The sequence below is a fragment of the Kribbella sp. NPDC104218 genome (genome assembly GCF_055584105.1).
The window spans coordinates 23225-38459 of the sequence record NZ_JBVJMQ010000003.1 but is presented as its reverse complement, the minus strand read 5'-3'; the positions used below and the strand labels follow the sequence as shown (position 1 = coordinate 38459).

General features: G+C 67.7%; 14 protein-coding genes. 9 read left to right on the top strand and 5 right to left on the bottom strand.

Annotation, left to right across the window (positions count from 1 at the left end):
• Together ACZ6ZD_RS25240 and ACZ6ZD_RS25235 are read right to left on the bottom strand one after the other, a co-directional pair.
• Window positions 1-1188: a low temperature requirement protein A gene (locus tag ACZ6ZD_RS25240; RefSeq protein WP_465676182.1), complete on the bottom strand. Its 1188-nt coding sequence runs from the start codon at window positions 1186-1188 to the stop codon at window positions 1-3.
• On the bottom strand, window positions 1185-1712 hold the full coding sequence (locus ACZ6ZD_RS25235; RefSeq protein WP_465676180.1) for a hypothetical protein: 528 nt from the start codon (window positions 1710-1712) through the stop codon (window positions 1185-1187). Before ACZ6ZD_RS25235 ends, ACZ6ZD_RS25240 begins: the two co-directional genes overlap by 4 nt.
• A 138-nt stretch (window positions 1713-1850) precedes the next feature.
• Between ACZ6ZD_RS25235 and pdxR the strand changes: the two genes are divergently transcribed.
• The 5 genes from pdxR (at window position 1851) to ACZ6ZD_RS25210 (ending at window position 6367) form a co-directional block, all read left to right on the top strand.
• Entirely contained in the window at window positions 1851-3263 is a 1413-nt protein-coding gene (gene pdxR, locus ACZ6ZD_RS25230; RefSeq protein ID WP_465676178.1) for a MocR-like pyridoxine biosynthesis transcription factor PdxR, read from the top strand.
• Between the two features lie 109 nt (window positions 3264-3372).
• The gene (locus ACZ6ZD_RS25225) at window positions 3373-4290 is read left to right on the top strand and encodes an NADP-dependent oxidoreductase (protein WP_465676176.1); all 918 of its coding nucleotides are present in this window, start codon (window positions 3373-3375) and stop codon (window positions 4288-4290) included.
• 3 nt (window positions 4291-4293) lie between these two features.
• On the top strand, window positions 4294-4836 hold the full coding sequence (locus tag ACZ6ZD_RS25220; protein WP_465676174.1) for a hypothetical protein: 543 nt from the start codon (window positions 4294-4296) through the stop codon (window positions 4834-4836).
• On the top strand, window positions 4833-5453 hold the full coding sequence (locus ACZ6ZD_RS25215; protein WP_465676172.1) for a uracil-DNA glycosylase family protein: 621 nt from the start codon (window positions 4833-4835) through the stop codon (window positions 5451-5453). The genes ACZ6ZD_RS25220 and ACZ6ZD_RS25215 overlap by 4 nt, the downstream gene beginning before the upstream one ends.
• On the top strand, window positions 5450-6367 hold the full coding sequence (locus ACZ6ZD_RS25210) for an NADP-dependent oxidoreductase (protein WP_465676170.1): 918 nt from the start codon (window positions 5450-5452) through the stop codon (window positions 6365-6367). Before ACZ6ZD_RS25215 ends, ACZ6ZD_RS25210 begins: the two co-directional genes overlap by 4 nt.
• A 7-nt stretch (window positions 6368-6374) precedes the next feature.
• Here ACZ6ZD_RS25210 and ACZ6ZD_RS25205 read toward each other — a convergent pair whose 3' ends face one another.
• On the bottom strand, window positions 6375-7037 hold the full coding sequence (locus tag ACZ6ZD_RS25205; protein ID WP_465676168.1) for a DUF305 domain-containing protein: 663 nt from the start codon (window positions 7035-7037) through the stop codon (window positions 6375-6377).
• Between the two features lie 99 nt (window positions 7038-7136).
• Here ACZ6ZD_RS25205 and ACZ6ZD_RS25200 point away from each other — a divergent pair, with 99 nt between their 5' ends.
• Window positions 7137-8507 carry an LVIVD repeat-containing protein gene (locus ACZ6ZD_RS25200; protein ID WP_465676166.1) on the top strand — a complete coding sequence of 457 codons (1371 nt, stop codon included), beginning with the start codon at window positions 7137-7139 and terminating at the stop codon, window positions 8505-8507.
• Window positions 8508-8557: 50 nt separating this feature from the next.
• Here ACZ6ZD_RS25200 and ACZ6ZD_RS25195 read toward each other — a convergent pair whose 3' ends face one another.
• Window positions 8558-9556 carry a Gfo/Idh/MocA family protein gene (locus tag ACZ6ZD_RS25195; RefSeq protein WP_465676164.1) on the bottom strand — a complete coding sequence of 333 codons (999 nt, stop codon included), beginning with the start codon at window positions 9554-9556 and terminating at the stop codon, window positions 8558-8560.
• A gap of 10 nt (window positions 9557-9566) precedes the next feature.
• On the bottom strand, window positions 9567-10550 hold the full coding sequence (locus ACZ6ZD_RS25190) for a Gfo/Idh/MocA family protein (RefSeq protein ID WP_465676162.1): 984 nt from the start codon (window positions 10548-10550) through the stop codon (window positions 9567-9569).
• Window positions 10551-10716: 166 nt separating this feature from the next.
• On the opposite strand from ACZ6ZD_RS25190, the gene ACZ6ZD_RS25185 reads away from it, so the two are divergent.
• The 3 genes from ACZ6ZD_RS25185 to ACZ6ZD_RS25175 all read left to right on the top strand — a co-directional run bounded on the left by ACZ6ZD_RS25185 (window position 10717) and on the right by ACZ6ZD_RS25175 (window position 15203).
• A complete protein-coding gene (locus ACZ6ZD_RS25185) occupies window positions 10717-11868 on the top strand; it encodes an ROK family protein (RefSeq protein ID WP_465676160.1) in 1152 nt (383 codons plus the stop codon).
• 100 nt (window positions 11869-11968) lie between these two features.
• On the top strand, window positions 11969-13711 hold the full coding sequence (locus tag ACZ6ZD_RS25180) for a DUF4832 domain-containing protein (protein ID WP_465676158.1): 1743 nt from the start codon (window positions 11969-11971) through the stop codon (window positions 13709-13711).
• 10 nt (window positions 13712-13721) lie between these two features.
• Window positions 13722-15203, top strand: coding sequence for a DUF4832 domain-containing protein (locus ACZ6ZD_RS25175; protein WP_465676156.1), 1482 nt, complete (start codon window positions 13722-13724; stop codon window positions 15201-15203).
• Window positions 15204-15235: the final 32 nt, after the last annotated feature.

The window sequence follows — 15235 nt, the reverse complement described above, 5'->3', positions numbered from 1 at the left end:
TCAATGATCCGCAACCACGGTACCGACTCCGGACCCGCGCCGCACCGTTGTGTAGATCACCAGACCTGCTACCAGGATGGTCAGTACCGCGAGTTGGCCGAGGGCTGGGACCTTGGCGACTGCTGGGATCGCGAGCAGGCACAGGACGGCCGTGATCAGTTGACTCACGCCGATCGTGTGGGTGGTGCGCCAGGTGAAGCCGGCGTGGCCGAGGAGGTAGAGGATCAGGCCGAGGAAGAGAGCGGACAGGCCGGTGCCCTTCAAGGGGTCGTCGAGGTGGTGGTGTTCGGTGTCGCCGACGTACTCGAGGACCTTCTTCAGGCCGAGGGCCAGGAGGACGATGCCGGCCACGATCGGGAAGTGGAGGAAGGTGTAGGCGTCGCGCGCCAGCTTGGGCCGGGTCTCGGCGGGCTCGGTAGCCAGAGCTTGTTCGCCGTCGTGCACGGTCGCGGCGAAGTAGATCCACCACAGCGCCGAGGCGACGCCCAGCCCGAGAACGGAGGCGACGAGGATCGGCCACGAGATCGGCAGGTCGGTGACACCGACACCGATGGCCACGATCGACTCCCCCAGCGCGATGATCACCATCAGGCCGTGCCGCTCAGCGAAATGGGACGCCGAGTTCAGCCGCCAGCCCCGGGCATCGACGAGGTAGGTACCCCCGTAGTCGGCAGCCAACGCCGCGGCCCAGAGCAGAGTCTGGGCGGTGCCGTGGAACTGGGAGGCGACGAGCAGCAACGCCGTACCGGCCAGCATCGACGGCGCGAAGCGCGTCAACGTCCGGCGCAGTACCTCGTCGCCATCAGCGATCAGCCAGAACAGCAACAGGTTGATCGACCGGAACGCGAAGTAGGCGACCGCGATCACCACCGGCCCAGGCAAACCGCCAGGCAGGTCGTAGAACGCCTCCGGAATGGCCAGCGCGATCAAAAACATCGCCCCCATCGCACCCAGCAACACACCCCGAACCGAACCCGCGTCAGCCCGCACCACATTGCAAATCCAGGAAAAGCCGATCCAGCTCCACCACAACAACCCAATCAGCAACAGCCCCCGAAGCACGCCATGCACGCTCAGATCGTGCGCCATCGCCGCGGTGACCTGAGTCAACGCAAACACGAAGACCAGATCAAAGAACAACTCCAGCGTGCTGACCGAATGGTTCGCCGAGGTAGCGCGCGCCCTCATCGGGGGTCGTCAGCCCTGGAGAGCAACTGATCGATGCTGAGGGCAAACGTATTCGTTGGCGACAGCGCGAGTAGCAGGGCGGCGCCGGCGGCGGCGAAGACCGAGTAGCTGAATGGTGCTTCCCAGCCCAGGAAGGCACCCATCGACAGTCCGAAGACCATCAGTAGTGCCGCCGAGCCGACGGCGGACCATCGGACGAGAATGCCGAGGAGCAACGTCAGCCCCAGCAACACCTCGGCGGCGGTCGAGCCCCAGGCGGCGGCGTCCTGAAGTTGGTCGGGTACGTATGGCGAGAGGGTGTGCGTGTAGGCGGTGTATGCCGCAAAGTTGCCCCAGCCAACGGCTCCGGTTCCTGGCGGGCCCCACCAGCCGAATCGGTCGGCGACGGATGAGAGGAAGCCGGCGGCCAGCGCGAACCGCACTAATACGGTCGCGATCGACCACATCCGCTCCTGTTGCGCGCGAAGCGCCTCCTCAACCCGTTGGCCGGTTCGCATCCACTGTCTCTGCTCAGTCCTCGACACGACTCCGAGGCTAGGCCGGTTTCACGCTTGGAGCTGGGTCCACCTCCGGCTCCGGAACGGGAACCACTCCGCGACCGGGAACAGCGTGGCGGCACGGCTGCTCGATCCGATGGCGGATGGTTCGTATCGTCGTCCGGCATGAGGGAAGATTCGTCCGGCGGACCGAGGGCATCCGGTCTGGACCTGCATGTCGGCCAGATCGGGCGCAACATGCGCGCGGGGCTCATGGACGCCTTTCGGGAGGCGATTCGCACGGGGCGACTGGCGCCGGGCACGCGGTTGCCGTCGAGCCGGGTGCTGGCCGACGATCTCGGCTTAGGCCGGAACACCGTCGTCCGGGCGTACTCGGAGCTGATCAACGAAGGATGGCTGCTGGCCCGGCACGGGTCGTGTACGGAGGTCGCGCGGCGGTCGGCCGAGCAGCTGACCGAGCGGGTTCCGTCGCGACGGGTGGCCGTGCCCCAGCAGCTGACGCACAATCTGCGGCCCGGATGGCCCGATCTCTCGTCGTTTCCGCGCGAGGAGTGGGTCCGGTCGGTGAAGCGGACGGTCAGCTCAGCGCCGTTCGAAGCTTTTGGGTACGCCGACCCGCACGGCCACGGCGAGCTGCGCGACGTCATCGCCCGGTATCTGGCCCGGGCCCGCGGACTGCGCGCGCGGGCCGGCAACGTCGTGGTGTGCAGCGGGGCGGCGGAGGGTTTGCGGCTGGTCGCCGCGGTGCTGGTCAAGGCAGGCGTCACGACGGTCGCGGTCGAAGAGTTCGGTCTGCAGACTCAGCGCGAGACGTTGCTGAAGGCGGGACTTGCCGCCGTCCCTCTCCCAGTGGACGCCGAGGGCGCCGTCCTCTCCAGGCTGGACGCCGATCCCGCTCCGGGAGCAGTCCTGCTGACGCCGTCCCATCACTTCCCCTTGGGCGTCGCGCTGCAGTCCGACCGGCGGGCAGCGGTCGTGGACTGGGCGCGACGGCGCGGCGCGCTGATCATCGAGGACGACTACGACGGCGAGTTCCGGTACGACCGATCGCCCGTCGGCGCGTTGCAGGGGCTGGACGACGATCGCGTGATCTACCTGGGCACCGCGAGCAAGTCGCTCGCGCCGGGACTGCGCCTCGGCTGGCTCGTCGTCCCCGATCACCTGGTCGAGGCGACCATCGCCGAGAAGGGGTGGGCCGAGGAGACGGTCGGATTCGTCAACCAGCTCGCGATGACCGACTTCGTGGAGTCAGGGGCGTACGACCGGCACATTCGCGCGATGCGAACGCAGTACCGTCGTCGGCGTCAGCAGCTGGTCGACGCGCTTGGCCGGCATGCGCCGTCCGTGCGGGTCACCGGGATGGCGGCCGGGCTGCACGTCGTCGTCGAACACCCGCACCGGACCGCGGCCGAACTCGTACGCCGAGCCGCCGCGGAACAGCTCACGATCGAACCGCTCGACTTCTTCCGCCACCCCGACGGCACCTCGGACCGCGACGGCGTGGTGATCGGATTCGCCACGCCGTCCACCAGCGCCTGGTCGGGCGCTCTGGACGCGCTGGTCCGCGCCCTCGGCTGAGCAGTCGAGAGTGGTTCCCGTCCTGGGCGCCCAACTGGACCCAGGTTTCCGGTCGGCACCGGGTTAGCGTCGACGCATTCTGCTATCAGCGCGTCGGGAAGGTGCGGGGATGAAGGCGATTGTGGTGTCGGATCAGGCTGCGGGCACGGCCGGGATGTCGCTGGCCGAACGACCGCAGCCCGAGCCGGCGGGGAACGACGTACTGGTTGAGGTGCATGCGTCCGGGTTCACCCCAGGCGAGCTGGACTGGGACACGACTTGGACCGACCGTCTCGGTCGCGACCGGACGCCGTCCATCCCTGGGCACGAACTGGCCGGAGTGGTCGCCGCGCTCGGCTACGGCACGCGCGGCCTGACCGTAGGGCAGCGAGTCTTCGGCCTGGCCGACTGGACCCGCGACGGCACCCTCGCGGAGTACGCCGTCGTCGAAGCGCGCAACCTTGCCCCATTGCCCGGCGACGTCGACTTCACCGTAGGCGCCAGCCTGCCGATCTCAGGACTCACTGCCTGGCAGGGATTGTTCGTGCACGGCCGCCTCGAGGTCGGGCAGACCGTACTGGTGCACGGCGCCGCCGGCGGCGTCGGATCGATGGTCACCCAACTCGCGCGAGCAGCCGGCGCGTACGTCGTCGGCACCGGCCGAGCCGCCGACCGGGACACCGCGCTCGACCTTGGCGCCCACGAGTTCGTCGACCTACAGAACGACGTCCTGGCCGACGTCGGCGAAGTGGATCTGGTGTTCGACATCTTCGGCGGTGAAACCCAGAAACGCTCCGCGGACCTGGTGCGCGCCGGCGGAACCCTAGTCACCATCGCCGGCCCGCCTGAGGCCCAACCAGCCAACGCCCTAGCGATCGACTTCGTAGTCGAGGCCGACCGCACCCAACTAACCGAGCTCGCCCAACGGATCCGCGACGGCCGCCTCCGCACCCTGATCGGCACCATCGCCCCCCTCGACAACGCCGTCTCCGCCTTCAACCCAACCAACCGCCGTCAAGGCAAAACAACCATCCAGGTCCGCCCCTAAGCGATGACCGACCATCTCCCTCGGCCCGATGGGACGGGCTTCCACCTCGCCGGCGGCGAGCTGAAACTCGCCGCTCAGCCACTCCCATTCGACGTCAGCATCACAGCGGGCCTGTTCGGCGGCCACGACCTCACCGTCGTAGTCGCCGCCTGGAGCACCACACAGCCAGGCGACCTGGCGGCCGTGCAGTCAGCAGACGACCACCTCGTCCTCCCCCTGCGAACACCCGCCCTGATGCTCAACTCACTCCCCAGCACCCTGCAAGTACGGCTACGCACCAAACAGCTTGCCAAAGGCCACTGGCACCTGACTCTGCACTTCCACGACCGCGCCGGTTCAGCCCTCACCTGGCACACCACGCTCCCCACGCAGGCATTCGACACCGGCTGGACAGTCCCCTTAGCCGACCTACTCTCCGTAGCCAACGCCACTCCCCCACCACCCATACCGACGATCGCTGTCGCTCACCACCCAGACGATGAGCTGCTCGTCGACGCGGACGACCCGAACCTTCGCGGCGGCGTCCCGTCACCATCGACCAAGTGAGAAACCTCGTGCCCGGACTTGACGGCCTTCGCGCTGAGATCAGGAACCATCCGTCGAACGGCTGGGCCGCCGAAGGCGGGTATGAGCCGATCTATAGCGCTTCGCCGGGGGCGAGGGTTGTGATCATCGGTCAGGCGCCTGGCAGACAGGCTCAGGAGAGTCGGGTGCCGTGGAACGATGCTAGTGGGATCCGGCTGCGGGAGTGGCTGGCTGTGACCGACGAGCAGTTCTACGACGCGGACACGATCGCCTTGCTGCCGATGGACTTCTACTACCCCGGCAAAGGCGCGCAGGGCGACCTGCCGCCGCGCCCTGGCTTCGCTGCGCTCTGGCACCCGAGACTCTTGCAGCTGATGCCCGACGTCCGCCTGACGATCCTCATCGGCAGCTACGCGCAGAAGCACTACCTTGGCGCCGCCGCCAAGAAGAACCTCACCGAAACCGTCCGCGCCCACCGCGACTACGCCCCGGCTCAGATCCCTCTGGTCCACCCATCACCGCTCAACTTCCGGTGGCATGCCAAGAACCCCTGGTTCGAGGCGGACGTCGTCCCAGCCCTGCGAACCCTGGTCGCGGCCGCAGTCCGCGACGACGAACGACAAGGAGATACCCGATGAAGGCAATCGTGGTGGCGAACGAACGCGCGGGTACTGCCGGCATGCGGCTGGCCGAACGACCGGAGCCCAGTCCTGCGATCAACGACGTCATCGTCGAGGTGCGCGCATCGGGTTGGGTTTCGACCGAGCTGGAGTGGCCTTCGACGTGGGTGGACCGCGCCGGGCGCGACCGCACACCCTCGATTCCTGGGCACGAGCTGGCCGGAGTGGTGACCGCACTCGGCTACGGTACGACGGGGGTGTCGGTGGGCCAGCGGGTGTTCGGGCTCGCCGATTGGCACAGAGATGGCTCGCTGGCGGAGTACGTCGCGATCGAAGCGCGCAACGTTGCACCGCTGCCAGACGACATCGACTTCGTCGTCGGCGCGAGTCTGCCGATCTCGGGATTGACTGCCTGGCAAGGGCTCTTCCTGCACGGCCACTTGCAGGCGGGCCAGTCCGTTCTCGCGCATGGCGCGGCCGGCGCGGTCGGAACGATGGTGACACAGCTGGCCCGCGAGGCCGGCGCTCACGTCATCGGTACCGGACGGACCGCGGATCGGGCGAAGGCGCTCGAGTTCGGTGCCCACGAGTTCGTCGATCTCGAGCGGGACGTCCTGGAGGACGTCGGCGCGGTCGATCTGGTCTTCGACGTCATCGGCGGCGACGTCCAGCAACGGTCCGCGGCGCTGATCAAGACCGGTGGTTCGCTGGTGTCGATCGTCGGCTCACTCGTGGCCCGCCCGGCTGACGGTCGGGCGGTGGACTTCGTCGTCGAGGCAGACCGCGCTCAGCTGGCCGAGCTCGCGCGACGGGTCCAGGACGGAAGCCTGCGCCCGAACATCGGGACGACCCCGACACTCGACGACGCGGTCGCCACCTTCAACTCCGCCGAGCGGGTCAGCGGTAAGACCGTCGTCCGGATCCGGGGTTGATCGCCGGTCAGAGCTGGCTCTGGAGTTTGCGCATGGTCTGGATCTCCTTGGTCTGGGTGATGTTGACGTCTTGGGCGAGCTCGTTGACGCGGAGGTCGCTGCCGCTCTCGACTGCTGTGTAGCCCATCGCGACGGCGCCCTCGTGGTGCTTGATCATCAGTTGCAGGAAGAGCTTGTCGAAGGCGGATCCGGTCGACTTCTCCAGCTCGGACAGCTGGGCCGGCGATGCCATGCCGGCCATCCGGCCGTGGTCGGCGTGCTGGAGGTTCTCGAGGTCGGGCGCCTGCTGGCCGCGCTCGGTGAGCATTACGCGCATGGCGTTGATCTCGGGCTTCTGGCCGACCCGGATCCGCTCGGCCAGCGACTTCACCGAGGCGTTGGCGGCCCGGGTCTTGGCCAGCTCGGTCATCTGCACCGCCTGCTGGTGGTGGATCATCATGTCCTGCAGGAACTTGACGTCGTCGGGATCGACCGTCGCCTGGCTCGTGGGCACCGCCGTGACGGTCCGGTTCGGGCCGCCGGGACTGCCCGGCACGATGATCGGCGCGGACGGTGGCACGGTCGCCGGTCCAGTGGGTGAGACGTTGCCGGTATTGGCATTGCCACTGCCGGAACAGCCGGCCAGGCCCATGACCAGGCAAATTGCGGCGATGCTAGGGGAAACCTTCACGGCCGTCTACTCCTCGTGGTCAATTGACTACCGAAACCCTAACCGGCGGACATACGCTGCTCCCAGCCCAATCTCATCGGAGGTACCCAGGAAATGCGCATGCGCCGCCCACGCACGCTAGTCCGCCTCGTCCTGACAACCGCTCTCGTCGCCTCGCTCGCGACCGCCACCGTCGGCGCCTCGGCCGCCGACCCGACCCCGGAGACCGGCGCGACCAAGAGCGACAACATCACCCATCTCGCCAGTGTGCCGATGACCGGTCCGCTGGCCGGCAGTGTGAACACCGATATCGCCTTCGCCGGCAAGAAGGCGTACGTCGGCAACTACAACGGGTTCCAGATCTACGACATCGCGAACCCGGCCAAACCGAAGCTGATCAGCCAGGTGCACTGCCCTGGCAGCCAGAACGACGTCAGCGTGTACGCCGGTCTGCTCTTCCTGTCGACCGACTCGTCCCGCAGCGACAGCTCCTGCCAGAGCGTGCCGCAGTCACCGACGATCAAGGAGTCGTGGGAGGGCATCAAGATCTTCGACGTGAAGGATCCGGCCAACCCGAAGTACGTCGCCGCCGTCGAGACCCACTGCGGTTCGCACACCCACACGCTGGTGCCGGACAAGCGCGGCAAGTCGGTGTACGTCTACAACTCGTCGTACTTCCCGCGCGCCACCTACCCGGACTGCCAGCCCCCGGGCGACAAGATCGACATCGTCAAGGTCCCGCTGCGGGAGCCGGCCAAGGCCGCTGTCGTCGCCTCGCCGGTGCTCTTCCCGGACGGCGGCTTCCCCGGCAGCCCGACCGGTACGGCGACCAGCGGTTGCCACGACATCACCGCCTTCCCGTCCAAGAACATCGCCGCCGCGGCGTGTATGGGTGACGGCGTCCTGCTGGACATCTCCAAGCCCGAGGCCCCGACGGTGATCGACCGGGTCCAGGACGCGGCGAACTTCGCCTTCTGGCACGGCGCGACCTTCAACGGCAACGGCACCAAGGTCATCTTCCAGGACGAGCTCGGCGGTGGCGGCGGCGCGGAGTGCACCGCCGAGGTCGGCCCGAACAAGGGCGCCACCGCGATCTTCGACATCAAGAAGCGCAAACTCGTCTTCCAGAGTTACTACAAGATCAACCGGCACCAGCTCGACACCGAGAACTGCGTCTCCCACAACGGCTCGCTGATCCCGGTGCCCGGTAAGGACATCGTCGTCCAGGCCTGGTACCAGGGCGGCTTCTCCGTCTGGGACTTCACCAACTCCAAGCAGCCCAAGGAGATCGGCTTCTTCGACCGGCCCGCCATCGAGCCGGAGAGCTTCGGCGGCTATTGGTCGGTCTACTACTACAACGGCCACATCTACGGCACCGAGGCCGTGAAGGCCTTCGACGTCTTCAAGATCAAGGACCGCCGCACGGATATCGCCAACCTGGTCAAACTGAAAGAGCTGAACGTCCAAACCCAGCCTGCCTTCTGGCGCTGAGCTTCGAACCTGCCCTGGAGCCTTGACGGTCCAGGGCAGGTTCGTTCGGCCTAGGGGCGGATGACTGGAGCGATGGTCTTGTTCTGGGCGCCTTCGTAGGCGGCGAGGAGGATGCCGAGGACGGCGATGCCCTCGGCCTCGGTGTGCAGGGGGCGGGTCTTGTTGGTCAGGGAGTCGGCGAAGTGGCCGATCTCGGCGGCGAAGGTGTCGACGGGTTCGAAGTCGAGGGTTTCGGATTCGCCGGAGCGCAGGTTGTAGGTGAGGGAGGTGCCGTCGCTGTGCAGGGAGCCCAGCTCGCCGACGGCGGAGAAGCGCTCGGTGGAGCCGGCCGGCTGGTAGGCCCAGCTGGTCACGAGTTGGCCGACGACGCCGTTGTCGAAACGGATCAGGACCTGCGCGGAGTCCTCGCCTTCCATGAACTTCAGCCGGTGCGTCGAGAGCATCGCGGTCGCCTCCACGGGGAGGCCGCCGGCGAGGTGCAGCATCAGGTAGGTCGGGTGGTAGCCGGTGTCGATCAGCTCACCGCCGCCGCTGGTCTTGCTGCTGGCGCGCCAGCCCATCGAGCTGGGGTCGAAGTCGTTGTAGAACGAATCCGTCGTCCGGACTTCGTAGACGGTTCCGATCGTGCCGGCCTCGAGGAGCTCCTTGGCTTTGGCGACGGCGGGCATGAAGAGCTGGTTGTGCGCCGACATCAGCGTGACGCCGTTCGCCTCGACAACGCGCCGGACGTCGCCGGCCTCTTCGGCCGTCAGGCAGAGCGGCTTCTCGCAGAGGATGTGCTTGCCGGCCTCGGCGGCCGCGATGATCGCATCGCGGTGCAGGTGATGAGGTAGGCAGATGTCGACCGCGTCCAGCTCTTCGTTGACGAGCATGTCGCGGTAGTCGGTGTACGCCGTCGCGCCGAGCTCGGCCTCGCGGGCCTTGGCAGTCGCCTCGACGGCGTCCGCGACGGCGGTGACACCGATCTTGTCGGCGTGTACCTGGTAGCCCTTGATATGCGCGGACGCGATACCGCCGGCGCCGATCAGGCCGACCTTGATCTGGGGCATGTGAGTCTCCTCAGCGGTTGTAGGCGACGACCTGGTTGGTGGTGGCGGCTTCGTTCGCGGCGACGACGAGCCGGGTCAGCTCCAGTGCGCGGCTGATGTTCTCGTCGGCCCGGGTGCCGTTGGTGATGTGCTCGACCCACTGGCCGAACGGGTCGAGGCTGTGCTCGGGGACCGGCAGCTGCTCGTCGCCGACCTTGAGCACGTTGCCGGCGTCGGAGTACGTGAGCGTGCCGTCCGTCCCGAAGATCTCGATCGTGAACGGGTTCGGGCTGGCGAAGCCGGCCTCGATGACGCCGATCGTCTGGTTCGGGTAGCCGACCACGACGACCGCGTTGTCCTCCAGGCCGCGCCCGGCCACCGAGCGGTACGTCGCGCTGACGGTTTCGGCCTCGGCGCCGAGGAAGAGCTGTGTCAGGTAGACCGGGTGACAGCCCAGGTCGGTGAGCGCGCCGCCGATCGCGGCCTGCTCGTCGAAGAAGCGCAGTGGGAGCCAGCCCTCGGTGTTCCCGTCGCGGGCGATCGCGCCGTCGTGCGAGAGCCGGACGCGCGCGTAGGTGAGCTGCCCGAGGCGGCCGCTGTCCAGCACCTCGCGGATCGCCTGGGTGTAGCCATGGGCCAGCCGCGGCAACGAGACGGTCAGTTTGACACCGTTGTCGTCGGTGGCGGCGATGATCTCCTCGGCTTCGGCCACGGTCGGCGCGAGCACCTTCTCGGTGAAGATGTGCTTCCCCGCCTGGGCGGCCTTGACCATGATGTCGCGGTGCACGTCGGTGCCCGTGGTGATCACCACGCCGTCGATGTCGCTGGCGAGCAGGGCGTCCAGATCGCTCGTGTACTCGACGCCGAACGACTCCGCGCCGGCCTTGCCACGCGCCTCGTCGTCGTCCCAGACGGCGACCAGTTCGGTGCCGGGATGCTCTTGCGCCTGGCGCGAGTAATCGCCCGCGTGGACGTGCCAGAAACTCAGGGTCGCGATCTTGAGTGGATTCGGCATCGGATCCTCCTGCCCGAGGTCGTTCCGGCTCACCAGCGCCGGCCGCGCACCACCGTACAACGTTGTCATGGGGGTTTGGGAAGACCTTCGGCGCGCCATTTCGCCCACCGGACCAGGTGCTGGCATACCTATAGTTATCCGGGACTCCAGCGATAAGTGAGGCGCGATGACTGAGGCATTGTCGGGCGGGGACCTGCAGCGGCTGCGGCAGCTGAACGCCATCGCAGTACTGCGAGTTCTGCGCGCCGACCAGCCGCTGACGCTGACGGAGCTCGCCAAACGGACCGGGCTGTCACGGGCCTCGACCGAGGACGTCGTCCGCGATCTACTCGGTCGCGGCTGGGTCAGCGAGGTCGAGCCGACCGCGGGTACCGTCGGCCGACCGGCCCGGCGATACCGGTTCCGCGCGGACGCCGGGCGCTTGCTCGGCGTCGATGTCGGCGGGCACAAGGTGCTCGCAGTGGTCACCGATCTCGAAGGCGATGTGCTGCATCAGGCGCGGATCCCGGTCGCGCCGGACGCCGGACGCCGGACCAGGCTGGCCGCGATCGACGACTGTATCGAGGCCGCGCTCTCTGGCGCCGAAGTGACCGCCGAACAGATCTGGTCGACCGGTGTCGCGACCACTGGGCTCGTCGACGGCACCGGCAAGGTCATGCTGTCGGATTCGCTGCCCGAGTGGACCGGCGTCGACCTGACCGCTCAGCTGCGGCGACTGGTCTCCGGGCCGATCCGCGTCGAGAACGACTGCAAACTGGCCGCTCTGGCGGAGAGTTGGCGCGGCGTTGCCCGTTATGCCAAGGACGTCGTCTTCCTGCTGGCCGGGCTGCGGACCGGCGCTGGGCTGATCATCGACGGCAAGCTGCACCGCGGGTTCGCCAACTCCGCGGGCGAGATCGGCGCGTTGCCCGCGGCCGGCTGGGAGCGCGCCCCCGAGCATCTGCACGGTTGGCTCACCCCCGGCGCCGAGGTCGAGCAGGTGTTCCTCGCGGCGCGGGACGGCGATCGCGCGGCTCAGCGCGCCGTCCGCGGATACGTCCGCGATCTCGCGATCGGGACGTCGGCGCTCGTTCTCACGCTCGACCCGGAGCTGGTCGTGATCGGCGGCGGATTCTCCCGGTCCGCCGATGTGATGGTCGAGCCGTTGCGCCGCGAGCTGGATCGGTGGTGCCTGCGGACGCCGGAGATCCGCGTCTCGGCGTTCGCGGACGAGGGGGTCGCGCTCGGCGCGGTCCGGCTCGCGCTCGAACAGGTCGAGTCGACGCTCTACGGCAACTCCCCCGCGACCCCCGCACTGTTCGCCGCGCAGCGCCAATAGTGATCGAAGCTGCTCGGAACCAGGCCGCTGCGAACTCTTGACATAATTTCCCTGGACTCCATGATTACTTTCATCGCCCGCCCTGCGAGAGGAAGTACAGATGAGTCTCCGGCGCACCCTCCGCCTGCTGACCGGCGTCACGATCGGCGCCCTCCTGACCGCCGCCGCGGTCGTCTCCCCCGCTGCCGCCGCGATCACCGGCGGCTCGGCGTCCAACACGGCCACGACCGTCACCTACCAGTTCTCCTTCACCGGAGCCCCGTCGTTCCAGCGCGTGTACGTCGACACCGATCGGAACACCGGCACCGGGTACGCCCAGGGCACGGTCGGCGCGGAGTACCTACTCGAGAACGGGAACCTCTACCGCAGCACCGGCGCCGGTTGGGGCTGGACGCTCGTCCGCGCGGTCACCTTCTCGGCAACCGGCGGCGTCGCTCGGTGGACCGTGGATCGCGCGGATCTGGGCGAGAGCGCTTCCCCGAATGACGCCGACCTGGTCTTTCAGGTCGAGACGCCGCTGGAGTCCTCCGCGAAGTACACGCATGTCTACAGTGGCGGCGGGTCGTCCGGGACCGTCAACTACACCGCGAGCAGCGACAACTTCGCCAACCCGGAGCGCGGCTTCTACCACCACACCGGAGACTGCGACAAAGCCGACTTCGCGCTGAGCACGCTGCAGGGCTACCGGAGCCAGGGCAACTCGCTGGTGATGTGTGTCTTCTATCTGGCGGAGTACAAGAACAGCGCCATTGGTCAGGCCGCCCTCGATCAACTGCAGCAGCAGATCGACACCGTGCGCGCCGCCGGGCTGAAGCTGATCCTGCGCTTCGCGTACACGACCTCGACCACCGGGGACGACGCCACGAGGGCTCGCGTCGTCGCCCACCTCGATCAGCTGGCGCCCTATCTCAACTCCGGTAAGGACGTGATCGCCGTCGTCCAGGCCGGGCTGGTCGGTGCTTGGGGTGAGTGGTACTACACGCAGAACTTCGGCAACGCCGGCACCGTCACCGCGACCGACTGGGCGAACCGGAAGGCGGTCACCGACAAACTGCTGAGCGTCGTCCCGTCGACGCGGATGGTCCAGCTGCGGACGCCGAAGTTCAAGCGGACCATGTACACGACCTCCGTCGTCCAGCCGGGGGACGCGTACAACGGCTCGACGAACTCGCGGCTCGGGCACCACAACGACTGCTTCCTGGCCAGCCCGGACGACTTCGGCACCTACGAGAACACGGCCGTCGAGTACCCGTACCTGCAGGACGAGACGCGCTTCGTCGCGATGGGCGGCGAGACCTGCGCGGTGAACGCGCCGCGCTCGACTTGCCCGACGGCAACCGCGGAGCTGGCGCAGTTCCACTGGTCGTACCTGAACATCGGGTACGAGCCGAATGTGCTTGCTTCGTGGAGCTCTGGCGGCTGTATGGCGGATGTGACGAAGAAGCTCGGGTACCGGTTGCGGCTGGAGAGCGGCACCTATCCGAGTAGCGCGACACGCGGTGGCAGTCTGCCGATCTCGTTCTCCGTCCGCAACGACGGGTACGCGTCGCCGTACAACCCGCGCGGGCTCGAGCTGGTCCTGCGCAACACCTCGACCGGGACGAACTACCGCCTCGGGATGTCGTCGGACCCGCGGCGCTGGGCTGCCGGTACGTCGACGTCCGTCTCGCAGACGCTGACGGTGCCGAGCAACGTCCCGGCGGGCTCGTACCAGCTGCTGCTCAATCTGCCGGACCCGCTGCTGTCCGCGCGGCCGGAGTACTCGATCCGGCTCGCCAACCAGAGCACCTGGGAGGCGTCCACGGGGATGAACTCGCTCCTGCACACCCTCACGATCAGCTAGGAGTCTTTCGATGAAGCTGTTCCGCCTGGTCAGCGCGACGCTGATCCTCGGTCTCCTGGGGCCGGCCCAAATAGGTCAGGCCCAGCTCGCGAGCGCCCATCGCGATCCGCTCAGCACCCGTACTTACGCCGCGTCGGACGCCGTGATCGCGAACCCGGAGCGCGGTTTCTATCACCACACCGAGACGCACTACCGGGCGGACGGCTCCGGCTACACACCGCTCGATCTGGCAACCCTGCAAGGGTTCAGAACGCAAGAGAGCGTTACCCAGATTCTCCGGGTGATCTACCTGGAGAAGTTCGCCGGCGTCTACAAGCTCGACCGCGCGTTCCTCGATCTGGTCCGGGCGGATTTCCGGACCGCCCGCGCGGCCGGCGTGAAGGTGATCGTCCGGTTCGCCTATGCACAGCCGCCCGGATGGCCGCCCACCACGCCGTACGGCGATGCGCCGGTCGCCCGCGTCGTGAAGCACATCGCTCAGCTGACGCCGGTACTGCGCGCGAACGCGGACGTGATCGCGGTCGTTCAGTCCGGGTTCGTCGGGCTGTGGGGCGAGGGCTACTACACCGATCACTTCGCCGACCCGGCCGACCCGAGCCAGGTCTCGGACCAGAACTGGGCCGATCGGCGCACCGTCGTGCTGGCGCTGCTGAGAGCGCTACCTCGCGATCTCATGGTCCAGGTCCGGACGCCGTACATGAAACAACGCATGCTCGGACTCCCGACGGGAACGCAGGGAGCGCTCTCTCCCGATCAGGCGTACGACGGTTCCGCGGCCGCTCGGATCGGGCACCACAACGACTGCTTCCTGGCCAGCCCCGACGACTTCGGGACCTATCTGAGCGACCCGATCGAGCTGGACAAGGACTTCGTTGCCCAGGACACCAATTACGTCCCGGAGGGCGGTGAGACCTGCGCACTGAACTCACCCCGTTCGGACTGGCCGTCGGCCGCGGCCGAGATGGCACGGCTGCACTTCTCCTACCTGAACAGCGACTACAACCGGGACGTGCTCGGCAGCTGGGGCGACAACATCACGATCGCCCAGCAGAAGCTCGGCTACCGCTTGGCGCTGCTGCGCGGCAGCTTCACTAACAAGACGAAGCCAGGTGGAGCTGTCCGGGTCAGTCTCGATCTCCGCAACGAGGGATGGGCGGCGCCGTACCGACAGCGCAAGGTCCAGCTGATCTTCCAAGGCGCTGACCGCAGCTACCGGGTCGACCTTCCGGCCGACCCCCGGCGCTGGGGAGCCGGCACGACGACCACGCTGGATCGGACAGTCTGCGCCCCGGCCAAGCCCGGCCGGTACCGCCTCCTCCTCAGCCTCGCGGATTCCTCGCCCCGACTTCAGGACCCGGCGTACGCCATCCAACTCGCCAACACCAACACGTGGCAGCCGACTACCGGCTACAACGACCTAGGTCACACGCTCACAGTCGACGGGCGCGGCCACGGGGGCGGTTGCGGAGCGAGACCACAGCCAATCCACTGACAGAGCTCGGTTCTCTGCCGCGCGACTGATCA

What these genes read in the sequence shown, in the direction of transcription:
- ACZ6ZD_RS25195 (WP_465676164.1), bottom strand. Translation starts at nt 9,556, where the DNA reads ATGCCCCAGATCAAGGTCGGCCTGATCGGCGCCGGCGGTATCGCGTCC.
- ACZ6ZD_RS25220 (WP_465676174.1), top strand. Translation starts at nt 4,294, where the DNA reads ATGACCGACCATCTCCCTCGGCCCGATGGGACGGGCTTCCACCTCGCC.
- ACZ6ZD_RS25190 (WP_465676162.1), bottom strand. Translation starts at nt 10,550, where the DNA reads ATGCCGAATCCACTCAAGATCGCGACCCTGAGTTTCTGGCACGTCCAC.
- ACZ6ZD_RS25225 (WP_465676176.1), top strand. Translation starts at nt 3,373, where the DNA reads ATGAAGGCGATTGTGGTGTCGGATCAGGCTGCGGGCACGGCCGGGATG.
- ACZ6ZD_RS25240 (WP_465676182.1), bottom strand. Translation starts at nt 1,188, where the DNA reads ATGAGGGCGCGCGCTACCTCGGCGAACCATTCGGTCAGCACGCTGGAG.
- ACZ6ZD_RS25185 (WP_465676160.1), top strand. Translation starts at nt 10,717, where the DNA reads ATGACTGAGGCATTGTCGGGCGGGGACCTGCAGCGGCTGCGGCAGCTG.
- pdxR (WP_465676178.1), top strand. Translation starts at nt 1,851, where the DNA reads ATGAGGGAAGATTCGTCCGGCGGACCGAGGGCATCCGGTCTGGACCTG.
- ACZ6ZD_RS25200 (WP_465676166.1), top strand. Translation starts at nt 7,137, where the DNA reads ATGCGCCGCCCACGCACGCTAGTCCGCCTCGTCCTGACAACCGCTCTC.
- ACZ6ZD_RS25180 (WP_465676158.1), top strand. Translation starts at nt 11,969, where the DNA reads ATGAGTCTCCGGCGCACCCTCCGCCTGCTGACCGGCGTCACGATCGGC.
- ACZ6ZD_RS25175 (WP_465676156.1), top strand. Translation starts at nt 13,722, where the DNA reads ATGAAGCTGTTCCGCCTGGTCAGCGCGACGCTGATCCTCGGTCTCCTG.
- ACZ6ZD_RS25210 (WP_465676170.1), top strand. Translation starts at nt 5,450, where the DNA reads ATGAAGGCAATCGTGGTGGCGAACGAACGCGCGGGTACTGCCGGCATG.